Origin of the sequence: Streptomyces alboniger, from assembly GCF_008704395.1 — a bacterium.
Taxonomy (GTDB): Bacteria; Actinomycetota; Actinomycetes; order Streptomycetales; family Streptomycetaceae; genus Streptomyces; species Streptomyces alboniger.
Genome location: NZ_CP023695.1, coordinates 1,713,540 through 1,728,309 on the forward strand (window position 1 = coordinate 1,713,540; position 14,770 = coordinate 1,728,309).

Consider the following 14,770-nt stretch of genomic DNA (forward strand, 5'->3'; position numbering starts at 1 on the left):
TGGCCTCTGAACCAAGCAAGCTTGGCTTAGAAGTGCTCCTTAGAAAGGAGGTGATCCAGCCGCACCTTCCGGTACGGCTACCTTGTTACGACTTCGTCCCAATCGCCAGTCCCACCTTCGACAGCTCCCTCCCACAAGGGGTTGGGCCACCGGCTTCGGGTGTTACCGACTTTCGTGACGTGACGGGCGGTGTGTACAAGGCCCGGGAACGTATTCACCGCAGCAATGCTGATCTGCGATTACTAGCAACTCCGACTTCATGGGGTCGAGTTGCAGACCCCAATCCGAACTGAGACAGGCTTTTTGAGATTCGCTCCACCTCACGGTATCGCAGCTCATTGTACCTGCCATTGTAGCACGTGTGCAGCCCAAGACATAAGGGGCATGATGACTTGACGTCGTCCCCACCTTCCTCCGAGTTGACCCCGGCGGTCTTCTGTGAGTCCCCATCACCCCGAAGGGCATGCTGGCAACACAGAACAAGGGTTGCGCTCGTTGCGGGACTTAACCCAACATCTCACGACACGAGCTGACGACAGCCATGCACCACCTGTACACCGACCACAAGGGGGGCACCATCTCTGATGCTTTCCGGTGTATGTCAAGCCTTGGTAAGGTTCTTCGCGTTGCGTCGAATTAAGCCACATGCTCCGCTGCTTGTGCGGGCCCCCGTCAATTCCTTTGAGTTTTAGCCTTGCGGCCGTACTCCCCAGGCGGGGAACTTAATGCGTTAGCTGCGGCACCGACGACGTGGAATGTCGCCAACACCTAGTTCCCACCGTTTACGGCGTGGACTACCAGGGTATCTAATCCTGTTCGCTCCCCACGCTTTCGCTCCTCAGCGTCAGTAATGGCCCAGAGATCCGCCTTCGCCACCGGTGTTCCTCCTGATATCTGCGCATTTCACCGCTACACCAGGAATTCCGATCTCCCCTACCACACTCTAGCTAGCCCGTATCGAATGCAGACCCGGGGTTAAGCCCCGGGCTTTCACACCCGACGTGACAAGCCGCCTACGAGCTCTTTACGCCCAATAATTCCGGACAACGCTTGCGCCCTACGTATTACCGCGGCTGCTGGCACGTAGTTAGCCGGCGCTTCTTCTGCAGGTACCGTCACTTTCGCTTCTTCCCTGCTGAAAGAGGTTTACAACCCGAAGGCCGTCATCCCTCACGCGGCGTCGCTGCATCAGGCTTTCGCCCATTGTGCAATATTCCCCACTGCTGCCTCCCGTAGGAGTCTGGGCCGTGTCTCAGTCCCAGTGTGGCCGGTCGCCCTCTCAGGCCGGCTACCCGTCGTCGCCTTGGTGAGCCATTACCTCACCAACAAGCTGATAGGCCGCGGGCTCATCCTTCACCGCCGGAGCTTTTAACCTCCACCCAGGAGAGTGGAGGTGTTATCCGGTATTAGACCCCGTTTCCAGGGCTTGTCCCAGAGTGAAGGGCAGATTGCCCACGTGTTACTCACCCGTTCGCCACTAATCCACCCCGAAGGGCTTCATCGTTCGACTTGCATGTGTTAAGCACGCCGCCAGCGTTCGTCCTGAGCCAGGATCAAACTCTCCGTGAATGTTCTCCCGTAATCGGGATGACACCACGAGAGCGGAACGGTCGGGAGGAATAATCCCGTCCGTTCACAGCGTCCTCGCTGTGTTTCTTCAAAGGAACCGCGTCCCAGCTGATGCTGGAGACGGGGTTATCAACATATCTGGCGTTGACTTTTGGCACGCTGTTGAGTTCTCAAGGAACGGACGCTTCCTTTGTACTCACCCGCAGAACATTCTCTGGGGCTTTCCTCCGGGCGCTTCCCTTCGGTATTTCGCGTTTCCAACCTTACCAGATCCGTTTTCCGTTCCGTTTCCGGTTCGGATTTCATTTCCGGTGGCCGTTGGAGGGCCTTTGCCTTTCGGCGTGTTCACTACTTTAGCGGATTCCCTCCGCAACTCATAATCGAGTTCTGCGGGTTCGAATTTCGGCATGCAAGCATGCGAAATAAGCCCCCGCCGAGGGGAAGTCGTAGGTAGTGGTTGGCCGCTTCCAGCTCCCGGCAGATTGCCGTGACCGGTTCAAGCGGCTCGGACTACATTACGGAGGCCCCCAGGCCGCGTCAAGTTCGGCGGCGACGGGGCACATGGGCCCGATAGGGGCTGACCGTAGGGTCGTTGGCCGTCCAGAAGCGCCAGGGGTGGACGGAGCCCTCCCCTCCTACGCCGGTGCGGGGACCCTCGCTGACCTGGTCGGCCTCGACAGGCGTTCCCGCCAGGAGCCTGAAGGGGCTGGCCGGGTCTCCGCAGAGGTCCGCGCCGTCGAGGCTCCGGTCCACGGCAAGGGCCGTGGCCAGACGGGCCGGGCCTTTGGCCAGTTCCTTGTCATTACGGGCCGAGAGTCGACGCGTCCGGGCCAGCTCGGCGCCCACCGTGATCTCGCCCGCCCGCAACAGGACGGCGCTCGCCTCGCCCTCGGGGCCGGTCACGAGGTTCATGCAGTGCCACATGCCGTAGGTGAAGTAGACGTACATGTGTCCGGGCGGGCCGAACATCACGTCGTTGCGGGGCGTGCGGCCGCGGTACGCGTGGGAGCCGGGGTCGGCTTCACCCGCGTACGCCTCCACCTCTGTCAGGCGGACTTCGATCGGTCCGTCGTCCGAGTCGCGTACGAGGACGCGGCCGAGGAGGTCGGGGGCGACTTCCAGGACGGGGCGGTCGAAGAAGTCTCGGGTCAGGGGCGTACGGTCAGGGGCCAAGATCATGCCTTACGAGCGTAGTACACCCGGGCCGTTTATACGGATGCCCTTCGGGGTGCTCGGTTGTCAGGGCGGGGACGCGGAACCGGGCGGGGTCCCCTCGCGTTTGTACCGATCAAGGATTCAAGTCGAGACGAGCCACAGGCGGCGGCCTGGGGAGTGGAGTGTCATGGGGTTCAAGAAGCTGCTCGCGAGTCTGGGGGCCGGCGGTGCCTCGGTCGAGACCGTGCTGACCGAGGTCAACGTGGTTCCCGGCGGTGTCGTCCAGGGTGAGGTACGGATCCAGGGCGGCTCGGTGGACCAGCAGATCGAGGCGCTGTCCGTCGGTCTTCAGGCCCGGGTCGAGGTCGAGGGCAACGACCAGGAGACCAAGCAGGACATCGAGTTCACCAAGGTGCGCCTCGGCGGTGCCTTCACGCTCCTGGCGGGCGAGGTGCACGCCGTGCCGTTCGGCCTGGAGATCCCCTGGGAGACGCCGGTCACCAGCATCGACGGGCAGCAGTTGCGCGGCATGAACATCGGGGTGACCACCGAGCTGGAGATCGCGCGCGCCGTGGACTCCGGTGACCTGGACCCGATCAACGTGCACCCGCTGCCGGCGCAGCAGGCCATCCTGGACGCCTTCATCCAGTTGGGCTTCCGCTTCAAGAGCGCCGACATGGAGCGCGGTCACATCCGCGGCACGCGGCAGAAGCTGCCGTTCTACCAGGAGATCGAGTTCTACCCGCCCCAGCAGTACCGCGGTCTGAACCAGGTCGAGTTGAGCTTCGTCGCGGACGACCGCGAGATGGACGTCGTCCTGGAGATGGACAAGAAGCCGGGCCTGTTCAGCGAGAGCAGTGACTCGTTCCGGTCCTTCAAGGTGGGGCTGAACGACTTCCAGGGCACGGACTGGCCCGCGTACCTGAACGAGTGGCTGTCCCAGGTCGGCAGCAAGCGCAACTGGTTCTAGGGTCGAGGTCGGACGCACAGCAATCAACCAGGAGGTGCTCACGTGACCGAGTTGAAGAGGCCGCCGCTTCCCCATGACTTCCACCCGCCCGTGCCGTCGTTCACGGTCGTGAGTGAGGACGTCGAGCCGGGGGCGGTCCTGGCCGACGCTCAGGTCTACGCGGCCGGGAACACCTCGCCGCAGCTGCGGTGGGAGGGCTTCCCGCCGGAGACCAAGAGCTTCGCCGTGACGTGTTTCGACCCGGATGCCCCTACGGGCAGCGGGTTCTGGCACTGGACCGTCTTCGACATCCCGGCCTCCGTCACCGAGCTGCCGGCCGGTGCGGGCAGCGGCAAGTCCGAAGGGCTGCCCGAGGGCGCGGTGCAGGTGCGCAACGACTTCGGGACGAAGGACTTCGGAGGGGCCGCGCCGCCGCCCGGCGACCCGGCGCACCGCTATGTGTTCACCGTGTACGCGGTGGACCAGGAGCGGCTGGGGCCGGACTCGGACGCCTCACCCGCGTTCGTGGGCTTCAACCTCCGGTTCCACACGCTCGCGCGTGCGCAGGTCATCGCCGAGTACGGCGCTCCCGCCGAGAACTGAGCGTTCACCGATTGTTTGCCCGCCTCTGGTCATGGAAGTGATCAGAGGCGGGCATTTTTTATTGCGTTGTCCATCTCGGCGTGCCCGGCCAGAGTTGATCCAGCCCGCCAGGCGGTGGGCCGGTGCATACGGGAGGTGGGCAGGTTGATGCGGGACACGCTGGTACTGAACGCGAGCTTCGAGCCGCTCTCTACGGTGACGCTCAACCGAGCCGTCGTTCTGGTGCTCCAGGACAAGGCCGTGGTCGAGCAGGCCCACCCCGGACTCCGTGTGCGCGCGGCGGCGGTCGAGATGCCGGTGCCGCGGGTGATCAGGCTCTGTAGATACGTCCGGGTGCCGTTCCGAAGACAGGCTCCGTGGTCGAGGCGGGGCGTCCTGGTACGGGACCAGCACCGGTGCGCGTACTGCGGCAGGCGCGCGACGACGGTGGACCACGTGGTGCCGCGGTCTCAGGGCGGCGCCGACTCCTGGCTGAACACGGTGGCTTCCTGCGCGATGGACAACCACCGCAAGGCGAACCGGACTCCGGAGGAGGCGGGGATGCCGTTGTTGCGGCAGCCGTTCGAGCCGACTCCCGCGGGCGCGATGCTCTTGTCACTGGGGCGGGAGGAACTGGCCTCCCTGCCGGAGTGGCTGGCTCAGCCCGTGCCCGCGGCGTAGGGCCCCTTCGGCGGCGCGTCAGTCGATCGGCGGCTGCTCGCGACGCTCCTTGCCCTGCGCGGGGACGGAACCTCCGCCCAGGGGGCCGAAGTTGCCGAGTGCGCCGCCGAGGCCCTTGAGGGCGTCGCCGATTTCGCTGGGCACGATCCAGAGCTTGTTCGCGTCGCCCTCGGCGATCTTCGGGAGCATCTGGAGGTACTGGTAGGAGAGGAGCTTCTGGTCCGGGTCACCGGCGTGGATGGACTCGAAGACCGTACGGATCGCCTGGGCCTCTCCCTCGGCGCGCAGGGCCGCTGCCTTGGCCTCACCTTCGGCGCGCAGGATCGCGGACTGCTTCTCGCCCTCGGCGCGGAGGATCTCCGACTGCCGTACACCTTCGGCCTGGAGGATCGCGGCGCGCTTGTCGCGGTCGGCGCGCATCTGCTTCTCCATCGAGTCCTGGATGGAGGTCGGCGGCTCGATCGCCTTGAGCTCGACGCGGTTGACGCGGATGCCCCACTTGCCGGTGGCCTCGTCGAGGACGCCCCGCAGGGCGGCGTTGATCTCCTCGCGGGAGGTCAGGGTCCGCTCCAGGTCCATGCCGCCGATGATGTTGCGCAGGGTGGTGACGGTGAGCTGCTCGATCGCCTGGATGTAGCTGGCGACCTCGTACGTCGCGGCCCTGGCGTCGGTCACCTGGTAGTAGATGACCGTGTCGATGTTGACCACCAGGTTGTCCTGGGTGATCACCGGCTGGGGCGGGAAGGGGACGACCTGTTCACGGAGGTCGATGCGGTTGCGGATCGAGTCGATGAACGGGACGACGATGTTGAGTCCCGCGTTCAGCGTGCGGGTGTAGCGGCCGAAGCGCTCGACGATGGCGGCGCTGGCCTGCGGGATGACCTGGATGGTCTTGATCAGGGCGATGAATACCAGCACCACCAGAATGATCAGGACGATGATGATCGGTTCCATCGTGGCTCCCCGTACCCTTCATGCCTCGGCGTTTGTCCGCGGGATCTCGACGATCTGCGGGATCTCAAGGATCTTGCTGGTCGAGTCTGTCAGACCGCCGCACGGCCCGTGGGGCATTCACAGGACGATGGCCGTCGCTCCGTCGATCTCGACGACGTCCACCTCCTGGCCCGCCTCGTAGGCGCGGTCCGGGTCGAGCGCGCGCGCCGACCAGGTCTCCCCCGCCAGTTTGATGCGGCCGCCGGAGGCGTCGACCCGTTCGAGGACGACGGCCGACCTGCCCTTCAACGCGTCGATTCCGGTGGCCAGTTCGGGCCGCTGGGACCGGTGCCGGTTCGCGATGGGGCGTACGACGGCGATGAGCGCGACCGAGACCGCGGCGAAGACGACGACCTGAACAACCGTGTCACCGCCGAGACCTGCGGTGACGGCGGCCGCGACGGCGCCCACGGCGAGCATGCCGAGCTCGGGCATGGCGGTCAGTACGAGCGGGATTCCGAGTGCGGCGGCGCCGATCAGCCACCACACCCATGCGTCGATGTCCACGCGGTCATCGTAGGACCGGGGGTCCCTTCCGGGACAGGGCGCGATCAGTCCGGGGGTGCGCCCCTCAGGAGAGGGGCAGGCCCGTCGCGGTCCAGCGGTCGTTCCGTTGCTCGACGACGAGCGGGAGGCCGAAGCAGAGGGAGAGGTTGCGGGAGGTGAGTTCCAGCTCCAGCGGGCCCGCGGCGAGGATCTTGCCCTGACGGATCATCAGGACGTGCGTGAAGCCGGGGGCGATCTCCTCGACGTGGTGCGTGACCATGATCATCGAGGGGGCGATGGGGTCGCGGGCGAGGCGGCCGAGGCGGCGTACGAGGTCTTCGCGGCCGCCGAGGTCGAGGCCCGCGGCGGGCTCGTCGAGGAGCAGCAGCTCGGGGTCGGTCATCAGGGCGCGGGCGATCAGGGTGCGCTTGCGCTCGCCCTCGGAGAGGGTGCCGAACCTGCGGTCGAGGTAGTCGCTCATGCCGAGGCGGTCGAGGAAGGCGCGGGCGCGCTGCTCGTCCACGTCCTCGTAGTTCTCGTGCCAGCCGGCGGTCATGCCGTACGCGGCGGTGAGCACCGTCTGGAGCACGGTCTGGCGCTTGGGCAGCTTGTCCGCCATCGCGATGCCGGCGACGCCGATGCGCGGGCGCAGCTCGAAGACGTCGGTGCCGGGCTTGCCGAGGGTCTCGCCGAGGATGGTGGCGGTTCCGGTGCTCGGGAAGAGGTAGCTGGACGCGACGTTGAGGAGGGTGGTCTTGCCCGCGCCGTTCGGTCCGAGGATGACCCAGCGCTCCCCCTCCTTGACCGACCAGGAGACCTGGTCCACCAGAGCCCGGCCCTCGCGGACCACAGATACGTCCTCAAGCTCCAGTACATCGCTCATGAGCGCGCTGTCTCCCATTGCAGTCTCGGTCGTCGCTCGCGCCTGTGGACGCGGCCCCCGGATAAAACCTACGCCACCGGCCGGGCGTTCCTGTCGTGAGCCCGGTCCTTAGGCTGTGTGCATGCTCTCGGAACCACGCTCAGGACGCCTGGCCGCATGGGGAAATGCCCTTTTGGCCGGACTTGTTTCTCCGGATGACGCGGTGCTCGCCATGGTCGGCGAGGACGCGGTGCACCGGGTCGAAGGACTTCCCGGCGAGTCGGGCCCGGTCGGTCTGACCCTCGCGATGGGCCGCCTGCGGGCGCTCGGGGTGCGGGGTCTGCGGGTTGCGCTGCCCGCGCCGGGACACCCGCTCGGGCTGAGCGGTCCGCCCGAGTTCAACGCGCGCGCCCTGGAGGCGGAGGAGGCGGTCGTCGCGTTCGGCGCCCCGTACGGGCTCGTTCCCGAGGTGTACGAGGCGGGGCCCGAGGGCGACGTACACGTGGAGGTCCGCTGGCAGTGTCTGGCCGTCCGTGAGGCGCCGCCCGCCGACGTGCCCTCGCTCGGTGAGGCGGAGCGCGAGCTGGCGGAGGCACTGCGGGAGGCGACGCAGGTGCTTTCCCGGCTGGACGTCGCGGGGTCGGGGCCTGTCGCGGAGGCCGCGCTGGAGGCGTACCGGGCGCGTGCGGAGGCGGGCCGCGAGGTGCTGGCTCCCGGGTATCCGCCGCGTGCGGTACGGGTGTTGGAGCTGGCGCAGCGGGTGGGCCTGCTGATCTCCCTGGCGTACGAGAACGGTCACGGCGGCGCGGTGAGCGCCTCGGAGATGGCCGCGCGGGGGCTGGCGCTGCGGCCGGTGGAGCGGACGGCCAGGCGGGCGCAGGTGGCCGCCTACAACGCGTACGTGGAGGAGCGGGAGCGGCACTGACGGGGTCCGGAACCGGGCACGGGGAAGGCCCCGCGGGCCGGTTGGTCCGCGGGGCCTTCTGTGCCCGGGAGGGGCGGTGTGCCCGGGAGGGCGGTGTGTCAGCGGTTCACCGAGGCGTTGCCGAACGCGGGGTTGAGTACGCCGATCACGTCGACGCTGTTGCCCGTGGCGTTGACGGGGATGTGGATCGGGGCCTGCACGAGGTTGCCCGAGCCGACGCCCGGCGAGTTCGCGGCGGTGCCCTGGGCCTGGGCGTCCGAGGTGGCGGACGCGGCACCGGCGGAGGCAGCCGCGGCGAGACCGGCGGTGACGGCGGCCAGGGCGGCCTTCTTGGCGATGCTGTTCATGGGGAGTGCTCCTCTTGCTGACATGGGCGACCCCGGCTGCGGGGTCAGGGGCGTGCGGCGCGGTGGCAGTCGCGGAGAACGGGGACCGGCCGCGCGGGCGCGGCCGGTGGATCGCGCGGGTGCGATCAGAGGTTCTTGCAGACGTTCCCGAAGGTCGGGTTCAGGACGCCGACGACCGAGACGCTGTTGCCGCACGCGTTCACCGGGACGTGGATCGGGGCCTGAACCAGGTTGCCGGAGACGACGCCCGGGGAGTTCTTGGCGACGCCGCCGGCGTGCGCGCCGCCGTGGGCGGAGGCCATACCGGCGCCGGCCGCGACCAGACCACCGGCCACCATCGTGACGGCAGCGGCCTTCTTCAGGTTCTTCACTTCTGGACCCTCCTAGCGATCGCTGCGACCAGCCGTCGCAGCACGCACTGGAGAACGCCGCGGCGGCGCGGAGGATGCGCCATCCGGGTGACACTCACACGACGGTATGAATCTCACACCGGAACAGGACGGTCCGTTCTCAGCCGGTCACGCCATGGCGTACGGCCCAGAGCGCGGCCTGGGTGCGGTCGGCCAGGTCCAGCTTCATCAGGATGTTCGAGACGTGTGTCTTGACGGTCTTCTCGGAGAGGACGAGAGCGCGGGCGATCTCGCGGTTGGAACGGCCGTCGGCGATGAGGCCGAGGACCTCCCGCTCGCGCTCGGTCAGCGTGCCGCCCCTGCCCTGGCCGCCATGCGCCTCCTCCTGGGAGAGGAGCGCGCCCGCCACCTCGGGCTGGAGCAGGACGTGTCCCGCGTGCACCGAGCGGATGGCGCCGGCGAGGGCGTCGGGGTCGACGTCCTTGTAGACGTACCCCGCGGCGCCCGCGCGGAGGGCCGGGACGACCGTGCGCTGCTCGGTGAAGCTGGTGACGATGAGCACGCGCGCGGGGTTGGCCAGCTCGCGGAGCTTGCGCAGCGCCTCGACGCCGTCCATGCCGGGCATCTTGACGTCCATCAGGACGACGTCCGGCCTCAGCTCCTCGGCGAGCGCGACTCCCTCGGCGCCGTCCGACGCCTCGCCGACGACCTCGATGTCGTCCTGGACCTCCAAAAACGTCCGCAGGCCGCGGCGGACCACCTGGTGGTCGTCGACCAGCAGCACCCGGATCCCACTCCTCGCGTCGCGCGCGGCGTCGTCAGCCACCGGGGACCTCCATCTCGATCGTGGTGCCCTTGCCGGGCTCCGATTCCACGGTCAGCCGTCCGCCGACCCCGCTCGCCCGGTCCCGCATGGAGACCAGGCCCAGGTGGCGCCCCGCGCGCCGTATGGCCTTGGGGTCGAAGCCCGTGCCGTCGTCGATGACGCGCAGGACGGCTCCGGCGCCCCGCTTGTCCAGGAGCACGGTGACCCGCTCGGCTCCGGAGTGGCGCAGGGCGTTGTGCAGGGCCTCCTGGGCGACCCGCAGCATCGCCTCCTCCTGGGAGGCCGGCAGCGCTCGTACGCCGTTGCTCTCGAAGGTGACCTGCGCGGAGTGCGCGCGGTGCAGTACCTGGGTGTGCGTGCGCAACGTGGCCACCAGGCCGTCCTCGTCCAGGGCCGCGGGGCGCAGCTCCACGACGGCCGCGCGCAGCTCGTCCGCCGCCTCGGCCGCCAGCGTGGCGACCTGGTGCAGCTCGCCCTTGGCGCGGGAGGGGTCGCGATCCACCAGGGCGGCGGCGGCCTGGGCCGTCAGGCGCAGCGAGAAGAGCTTCTGGCTGACGGCGTCGTGCAGCTCGTGGGCGAGGCGCGAGCGCTCCTCGGCGATGGTCAGCTCGCGGCTTCGCTCGTACAGGCGGGCGTTGGTGAGGGCGATCGCGGCGTGCTGGGCGAGGAGGGCGAGCAGTTCCTCGTCGTCCGCGGTGAAGCCGCAGCCGCCCTCGGGCTTGGGGCACGTCTTGTTGGCGAGGAAGAGCGCGCCGAGGGTCTCGTCGCCGTAGCGGATCGGGAGGCCGAGGAAGTCGGACATGTCCGGGTGGGCGTCGGGCCAGCCCTCGAAGCGGGGGTCCTCACGCACGTCCGCGAGGCGCTCGGGCTCGGACTTCTGGAGCATCGCGGCGAGGATGCCGTGCTGGCGGGGCAGGGGCCCGATGGCCTTCCACTGCTCCTCGCTGACGCCGTCGACGACGAACTGGGCGAATCCGCCGTGGTCGTCGGGGACCCCGAGCGCGGCGTACTCGGCGTCGAGCAGCTCGCGGGCCGAGGCGACGATCGTCTTGAGGACGTCGCGCACCTCCAGGTGCCTGCTCATGGCGAGCAGCGCGGCGCTCACCGCGTCCAGGCCGGATCGGGGTCCTTGACTCATGGGCGACACCGTACCGGCGAGGTGTGACAGTGCGTATCCGCCCTGTGGAGGCCCACCCATGGGCCGCGAGGCCTAGGCCCAGCGGCCGATCTCACCGAGCGCATTGCTGGGGCAACGCATGGTGAGACTGTTACGCGACCGATGTGAGCCCGCGCATAGGGCGAACATCACGTACGAAGGTCCCTAGTGGATAAGCAAACCCTTATGGGGACGGGGATGCGGGGTCATAAGGGTCGGTCGCCCACCCCCTGATCCACTATGCGGGGTCGTACGTCACTGCTTTGCCACAGAATTTTGCTGCCGCTAAGAATTGCTCCCGTCGCTCGGCGCCGCGGTCCTCGCACCGCGGCGTTTGTGCCGGGTAAGCAACTGTCCCCCACCGGCCAGAGCGACCTCCGCTGATTCGAAGAGGTCCGTTCCGCATGTCCCAGCACAGCACCCCTGGTCATAGTCGCGCCGACCTGACCAAGACCCAGAAGTTCTCGATCGCCGGAGTCGCCACCCTCGGCGCCGCCGCCCTCGCCTTCTCCCTCGTGCCGGGCAGCTCCGAGGCCACGACCCAGGCCGCCGACGTCTCCCCCGTCGCCTTCGCCGTCTCCGCCGACGCGCAGCAGTCGGTGCACGCCGGCGTCTCCAAGCAGCAGTCGAACGCCGACAAGCAGGCCAAGGACGCCGCCGCGAAGGCCGCCGCCGACAAGAAGGCAGCCGACGAGGCCGCCGCGAAGAAGAAGGCCGAGGACGAGCGCAAGGCCAAGGAGACGGCGAGCCGCGCCGCCGCCCGCAAGCCCGTCTACGCCAACAACCTCGACGGCTGGATCCGCCAGTCCCTGGACATCATGAAGGCCAAGGGCATCCCCGGTTCCTACGAGGGTCTGCACCGCAACATCCTGCGTGAGTCCTCGGGCAACCCGAACGCCATCAACGGCTGGGACATCAACGCGATCAACGGCACCCCGTCGATCGGCCTGCTCCAGGTCATCAAGCCGACGTTCGACGCGTACCACGTAGAGGGCACGTCCACGAACATCTACGACCCGGTCGCCAACATCACGGCCGCGGCCAACTACGCCGCCGACCGGTACGGCTCGATGGACAACGTGAACGGCGCCTACTGAGCCTTGATCGCCTGATCACTGGACCTCTTCAGCCGAAGACGAGGTTCGCAGACGCCGAAGGGCGGCACCCCGCGCGGGGTGCCGCCCTTCTCGTACGTCATGGCGCGCTTACTTGCGCATGACCTCCGGCTCGTGCCGGCGCAGCAGGCGTGCGACCGCGAAGCCGCAGATGACGCCGAGCGCGAGCAGGATCGTGATGTTGATGCCCCACTGTCCGGCCGAGTGCTCCCAGAGGGGGTCCAGGTCGGTGGGGTTCTTCGCGTCCCACGGCGGCATGAGGTGCGCGAGGTCGAGCGTGGAGCCCGCGCCCGCGATGGCCCAGCGCGACGGCATCAGCCAGGCGAACTGCTCCAGGCCGGGCGAGCCGTAGACCTGGAAGAGGACGCCGGTGAAGACGACCTGGACGATGGCGAACATGACCAGGAGCGGCATGGTCTTCTCGGCGGTCTTCACCAGCGAGGAGATGACCAGGCCGAACATCATCGACGTGAAGCCGAGCGCGATGATCGTCAGGCAGATCTCCACGGCCGGGGGCATGATCAGGCCCTCTTCCGGCAGCTCGCGCGGGGCGAAGCCGATGCCGCAGATGATGACGCCCTGGATGGCCGTGATCACGCCGAGGACGATGACCTTGGACATCAGGTACGCCGAGCGGGAGAGGCCAGTGGCCCGTTCCCGTTCGTAGATGACCCGTTCCTTGATCAGCTCACGTACGGAGTTGGCCGCGCCCGAGAAGCACATGCCGACCGCGAGGATCAGCATGATCGTGCCGGCGTCGCCGTTGAACTTGGCCGGCGGTTTCGGTGCGGCGAGGCCGAAGTCCGCCGGGATGACGACGCTGACGATGCCGAGGACCGCGGGCAGGATCACCATCAGGCCCATGAAGCCCTTGTCGGAGGCGATCACCGAGGTGTAGCGGCGGATCAGGGTCCACAGCTGCGAGCCCCAGCCCTGCGGTTTCGGCGGCCTGACCGCCTGCGGGGGCGGCATCGGTACGGACTGCGCGGCGACGGCGTCGATGTCCGCGGCGTACATCTGGTAGTGCTGCGAGCCCTTCCAGCGGCCCGCCCAGTCGTAGTCGCGGTAGTTCTCGAAGGCGGAGAAGACGTCGGCCCAGGTGCTGTAGCCGAAGAAGTTGAGGGCCTCCTCCGGCGGACCGAAGTACGCCACCGAGCCGCCGGGCGCCATGACCAGGAGCTTGTCGCAGATCGCCAGCTCGGCGACCGAGTGCGTGACGACGAGGACCGTACGGCCGTCGTCGGCGAGGCCGCGCAGGAGCTGCATGACGTCGCGGTCCATGCCCGGGTCGAGGCCGGAGGTCGGCTCGTCCAGGAAGATCAGCGACGGCTTGGTCAGCAGTTCCAGGGCGACCGACACACGCTTGCGCTGGCCACCGGAGAGGGAGGTGACCTTCTTCTCCTTGTGGATGTCCAGCTTCAGCTCGCGCAGCACCTCGCCTATGCGGGCGTCGCGCTCGGTCTCCGTGGTGTCGGCCGGGAAGCGCAGCTTGGCCGCGTACTTCAGGGCCTTCTTGACGGTCAGCTCCTTGTGCAGGATGTCGTCCTGCGGGACCAGACCGATGCGCTGGCGCAGCTCGGCGAACTGCTTGTAGAGGTTGCGGTTGTCGTAGAGGACGTCGCCCTGGTTGGCGGGCCGGTAGCCGGTCAGCGCCTTGAGCAGGGTGGACTTTCCGGAACCCGAGGGGCCGATGACCGCGATCAGCGACTTCTCCGGGACGCCGAAGGAGACGTCCTTGAGGATCTGCTTGCCGCCGTCGACCGTGACCGTGAGGTGACGGGCCGAGAAGGAGACGTCACCGGTGTCGACGAACTCCTCGAGCTGTCCGCCGACGAGGCGGAACGTCGAGTGGCCGACGCCGACGATGTCGTTCGGGCCGATCAGGACCGTCGAGGACTTCGCGATCGGCTGGCCGTTGACGTACGTGCCGTTGTGTGAGCCGAGGTCGTGGATCTCGAAGCGGCCGTCGGGCGTCGCCGTGAATTCGGCGTGGTGGCGCGAGACCTGGAGGTCGGAGACGACCAGCTCGTTCTCCAGGGCGCGGCCGATGCGCATCTTGCGGCCGAGCGCGAGCTGGTGGAACGTCGTCGGGCTGCGGTCGCCGTAGACCGGCGGTGCCCCCGCGGCGCCGCCGGAACCGGGGGTCTTCTGCGCGTACTGCTCGGCAGGGCCACCCTGCTGCTGCGGCACATGGGGCCGCTGCGGCGGCTGGTGCTGCTGCTGGGGCTGCTGCTGTTGCTGCCAGCCCTGCTGCTGTGGCTGGTACGGGGCCTGCTGCTGGGGCGGAGCCTGCTGCTGCCCGGCGGCCTGCGCGGCCCAGCCGGGAGCCTCCTGCTGGTGCGCCTGCTGCGGCGCGGCCTGCTGGGGCGCGTGCTGGGCGTGCTGCTGCGCCGCGGCCGCGGCGCTCCCGGACAGGTTCAGCCGCGGACCGTCGGTCGCGTTGCCGAGGTACACGGCCGAGCCCGGGCCGATCTCCATCTGATGGATCCGCTGGCCCTGCACGAAGGTGCCGTTGGTACTGCCGTGGTCCTCAATGACCCAACTGCGCCCGCTCCAGCTGATCGTGGCGTGACGCCAGGAGACCCTGGCGTCGTCGAGCGCGATATCTCCCTGCGGATCACGTCCGAGGGTGTATGGCCTGGACGCGTCGAGCGTCCAGGACCTTCCATTCAATTCCAGTACGAGTTCCGGCACTCCATGCCCCACTGAGTTGTCCCCCGAGCTAGCCCCCATGTGGGGAGTCTAGGGATGTCGAACATCGGGAGGAACTATTT

At 68.0% G+C, this 14,770-nt stretch carries 14 protein-coding genes and 1 rRNA gene; 5 read left to right on the forward strand and 10 right to left on the reverse strand.

What is annotated here, in order from left to right; translation table 11 throughout:
* Positions 1–43: 43 nt before the first annotated feature.
* Together CP975_RS07425 and CP975_RS07430 are read right to left on the reverse strand one after the other, a co-directional pair.
* Positions 44–1,569: ribosomal RNA gene (locus CP975_RS07425) — 16S ribosomal RNA — on the reverse strand.
* A 537-nt stretch (positions 1,570–2,106) separates the two neighbouring features.
* Positions 2,107–2,748: a DNA-3-methyladenine glycosylase gene (locus CP975_RS07430; protein WP_055533776.1), complete on the reverse strand. Its 642-nt coding sequence runs from the start codon at positions 2,746–2,748 to the stop codon at positions 2,107–2,109.
* A gap of 163 nt (positions 2,749–2,911) precedes the next feature.
* On the opposite strand from CP975_RS07430, the gene CP975_RS07435 reads away from it, so the two are divergent.
* From CP975_RS07435 to CP975_RS07445, 3 genes are all read left to right on the forward strand, one after another.
* Entirely contained in the window at positions 2,912–3,694 is a 783-nt protein-coding gene (locus CP975_RS07435; protein WP_055533777.1) for a sporulation protein, read from the forward strand.
* 42 nt (positions 3,695–3,736) lie between these two features.
* Positions 3,737–4,276: a YbhB/YbcL family Raf kinase inhibitor-like protein gene (locus tag CP975_RS07440; RefSeq protein WP_055533778.1), complete on the forward strand. Its 540-nt coding sequence runs from the start codon at positions 3,737–3,739 to the stop codon at positions 4,274–4,276.
* 147 nt (positions 4,277–4,423) lie between these two features.
* Complete coding sequence (locus CP975_RS07445) at positions 4,424–4,936, forward strand: HNH endonuclease (protein WP_055533779.1); 513 nt, start codon at positions 4,424–4,426, stop codon at positions 4,934–4,936.
* An 18-nt stretch (positions 4,937–4,954) separates the two neighbouring features.
* On the opposite strand, the gene CP975_RS07450 is transcribed toward CP975_RS07445, so the two are convergent.
* The 3 genes from CP975_RS07450 to CP975_RS07460 all read right to left on the reverse strand — a co-directional run bounded on the left by CP975_RS07450 (position 4,955) and on the right by CP975_RS07460 (position 7,298).
* Positions 4,955–5,890, reverse strand: a complete 936-nt coding sequence (locus tag CP975_RS07450) for an SPFH domain-containing protein (RefSeq protein ID WP_030789573.1) — start codon at positions 5,888–5,890, stop codon at positions 4,955–4,957.
* 117 nt (positions 5,891–6,007) lie between these two features.
* Positions 6,008–6,436, reverse strand: a complete 429-nt coding sequence (locus tag CP975_RS07455) for an NfeD family protein (protein WP_030789575.1) — start codon at positions 6,434–6,436, stop codon at positions 6,008–6,010.
* 64 nt (positions 6,437–6,500) lie between these two features.
* Positions 6,501–7,298, reverse strand: coding sequence for an ABC transporter ATP-binding protein (locus CP975_RS07460; RefSeq protein ID WP_030789579.1), 798 nt, complete (start codon positions 7,296–7,298; stop codon positions 6,501–6,503).
* Between the two features lie 121 nt (positions 7,299–7,419).
* On the opposite strand from CP975_RS07460, the gene CP975_RS07465 reads away from it, so the two are divergent.
* The gene (locus CP975_RS07465; RefSeq protein WP_070321264.1) at positions 7,420–8,202 is read left to right on the forward strand and encodes a hypothetical protein; all 783 of its coding nucleotides are present in this window, start codon (positions 7,420–7,422) and stop codon (positions 8,200–8,202) included.
* Between the two features lie 98 nt (positions 8,203–8,300).
* Here CP975_RS07465 and CP975_RS07470 read toward each other — a convergent pair whose 3' ends face one another.
* The 4 genes from CP975_RS07470 to CP975_RS07485 all read right to left on the reverse strand — a co-directional run bounded on the left by CP975_RS07470 (position 8,301) and on the right by CP975_RS07485 (position 10,863).
* The gene (locus CP975_RS07470; protein ID WP_030789584.1) at positions 8,301–8,549 is read right to left on the reverse strand and encodes a chaplin; all 249 of its coding nucleotides are present in this window, start codon (positions 8,547–8,549) and stop codon (positions 8,301–8,303) included.
* A gap of 125 nt (positions 8,550–8,674) precedes the next feature.
* Positions 8,675–8,920 (reverse strand): chaplin, encoded by a 246-nt coding sequence (locus CP975_RS07475; RefSeq protein WP_055533780.1) that lies wholly within the window; start codon positions 8,918–8,920, stop codon positions 8,675–8,677.
* A gap of 139 nt (positions 8,921–9,059) precedes the next feature.
* Positions 9,060–9,725, reverse strand: a complete 666-nt coding sequence (locus CP975_RS07480) for a response regulator (protein ID WP_281292819.1) — start codon at positions 9,723–9,725, stop codon at positions 9,060–9,062.
* Positions 9,718–10,863: a GAF domain-containing sensor histidine kinase gene (locus tag CP975_RS07485; protein ID WP_055533781.1), complete on the reverse strand. Its 1,146-nt coding sequence runs from the start codon at positions 10,861–10,863 to the stop codon at positions 9,718–9,720. Before CP975_RS07485 ends, CP975_RS07480 begins: the two co-directional genes overlap by 8 nt.
* Positions 10,864–11,285: 422 nt before the next feature.
* Between CP975_RS07485 and CP975_RS07490 the strand changes: the two genes are divergently transcribed.
* Positions 11,286–11,978: a DUF6033 family protein gene (locus CP975_RS07490; RefSeq protein ID WP_030789599.1), complete on the forward strand. Its 693-nt coding sequence runs from the start codon at positions 11,286–11,288 to the stop codon at positions 11,976–11,978.
* Positions 11,979–12,086: 108 nt separating this feature from the next.
* Here CP975_RS07490 and CP975_RS07495 read toward each other — a convergent pair whose 3' ends face one another.
* The gene (locus tag CP975_RS07495; protein WP_055533783.1) at positions 12,087–14,690 is read right to left on the reverse strand and encodes an ABC transporter ATP-binding protein/permease; all 2,604 of its coding nucleotides are present in this window, start codon (positions 14,688–14,690) and stop codon (positions 12,087–12,089) included.
* Positions 14,691–14,770 lie beyond the last annotated feature (80 nt).

Bases quoted from the DNA above. Each gene is read 5' to 3' on its own strand.
- CP975_RS07470 (WP_030789584.1), bottom strand. From the start codon at position 8,549: ATGAACAGCATCGCCAAGAAGGCCGCCCTGGCCGCCGTCACCGCCGGT.
- CP975_RS07435 (WP_055533777.1), top strand. From the start codon at position 2,912: ATGGGGTTCAAGAAGCTGCTCGCGAGTCTGGGGGCCGGCGGTGCCTCG.
- CP975_RS07465 (WP_070321264.1), top strand. From the start codon at position 7,420: ATGCTCTCGGAACCACGCTCAGGACGCCTGGCCGCATGGGGAAATGCC.
- CP975_RS07485 (WP_055533781.1), bottom strand. From the start codon at position 10,863: ATGAGTCAAGGACCCCGATCCGGCCTGGACGCGGTGAGCGCCGCGCTG.
- CP975_RS07430 (WP_055533776.1), bottom strand. From the start codon at position 2,748: ATGATCTTGGCCCCTGACCGTACGCCCCTGACCCGAGACTTCTTCGAC.
- CP975_RS07460 (WP_030789579.1), bottom strand. From the start codon at position 7,298: ATGAGCGATGTACTGGAGCTTGAGGACGTATCTGTGGTCCGCGAGGGC.
- CP975_RS07445 (WP_055533779.1), top strand. From the start codon at position 4,424: ATGCGGGACACGCTGGTACTGAACGCGAGCTTCGAGCCGCTCTCTACG.
- CP975_RS07450 (WP_030789573.1), bottom strand. From the start codon at position 5,890: ATGGAACCGATCATCATCGTCCTGATCATTCTGGTGGTGCTGGTATTC.
- CP975_RS07490 (WP_030789599.1), top strand. From the start codon at position 11,286: ATGTCCCAGCACAGCACCCCTGGTCATAGTCGCGCCGACCTGACCAAG.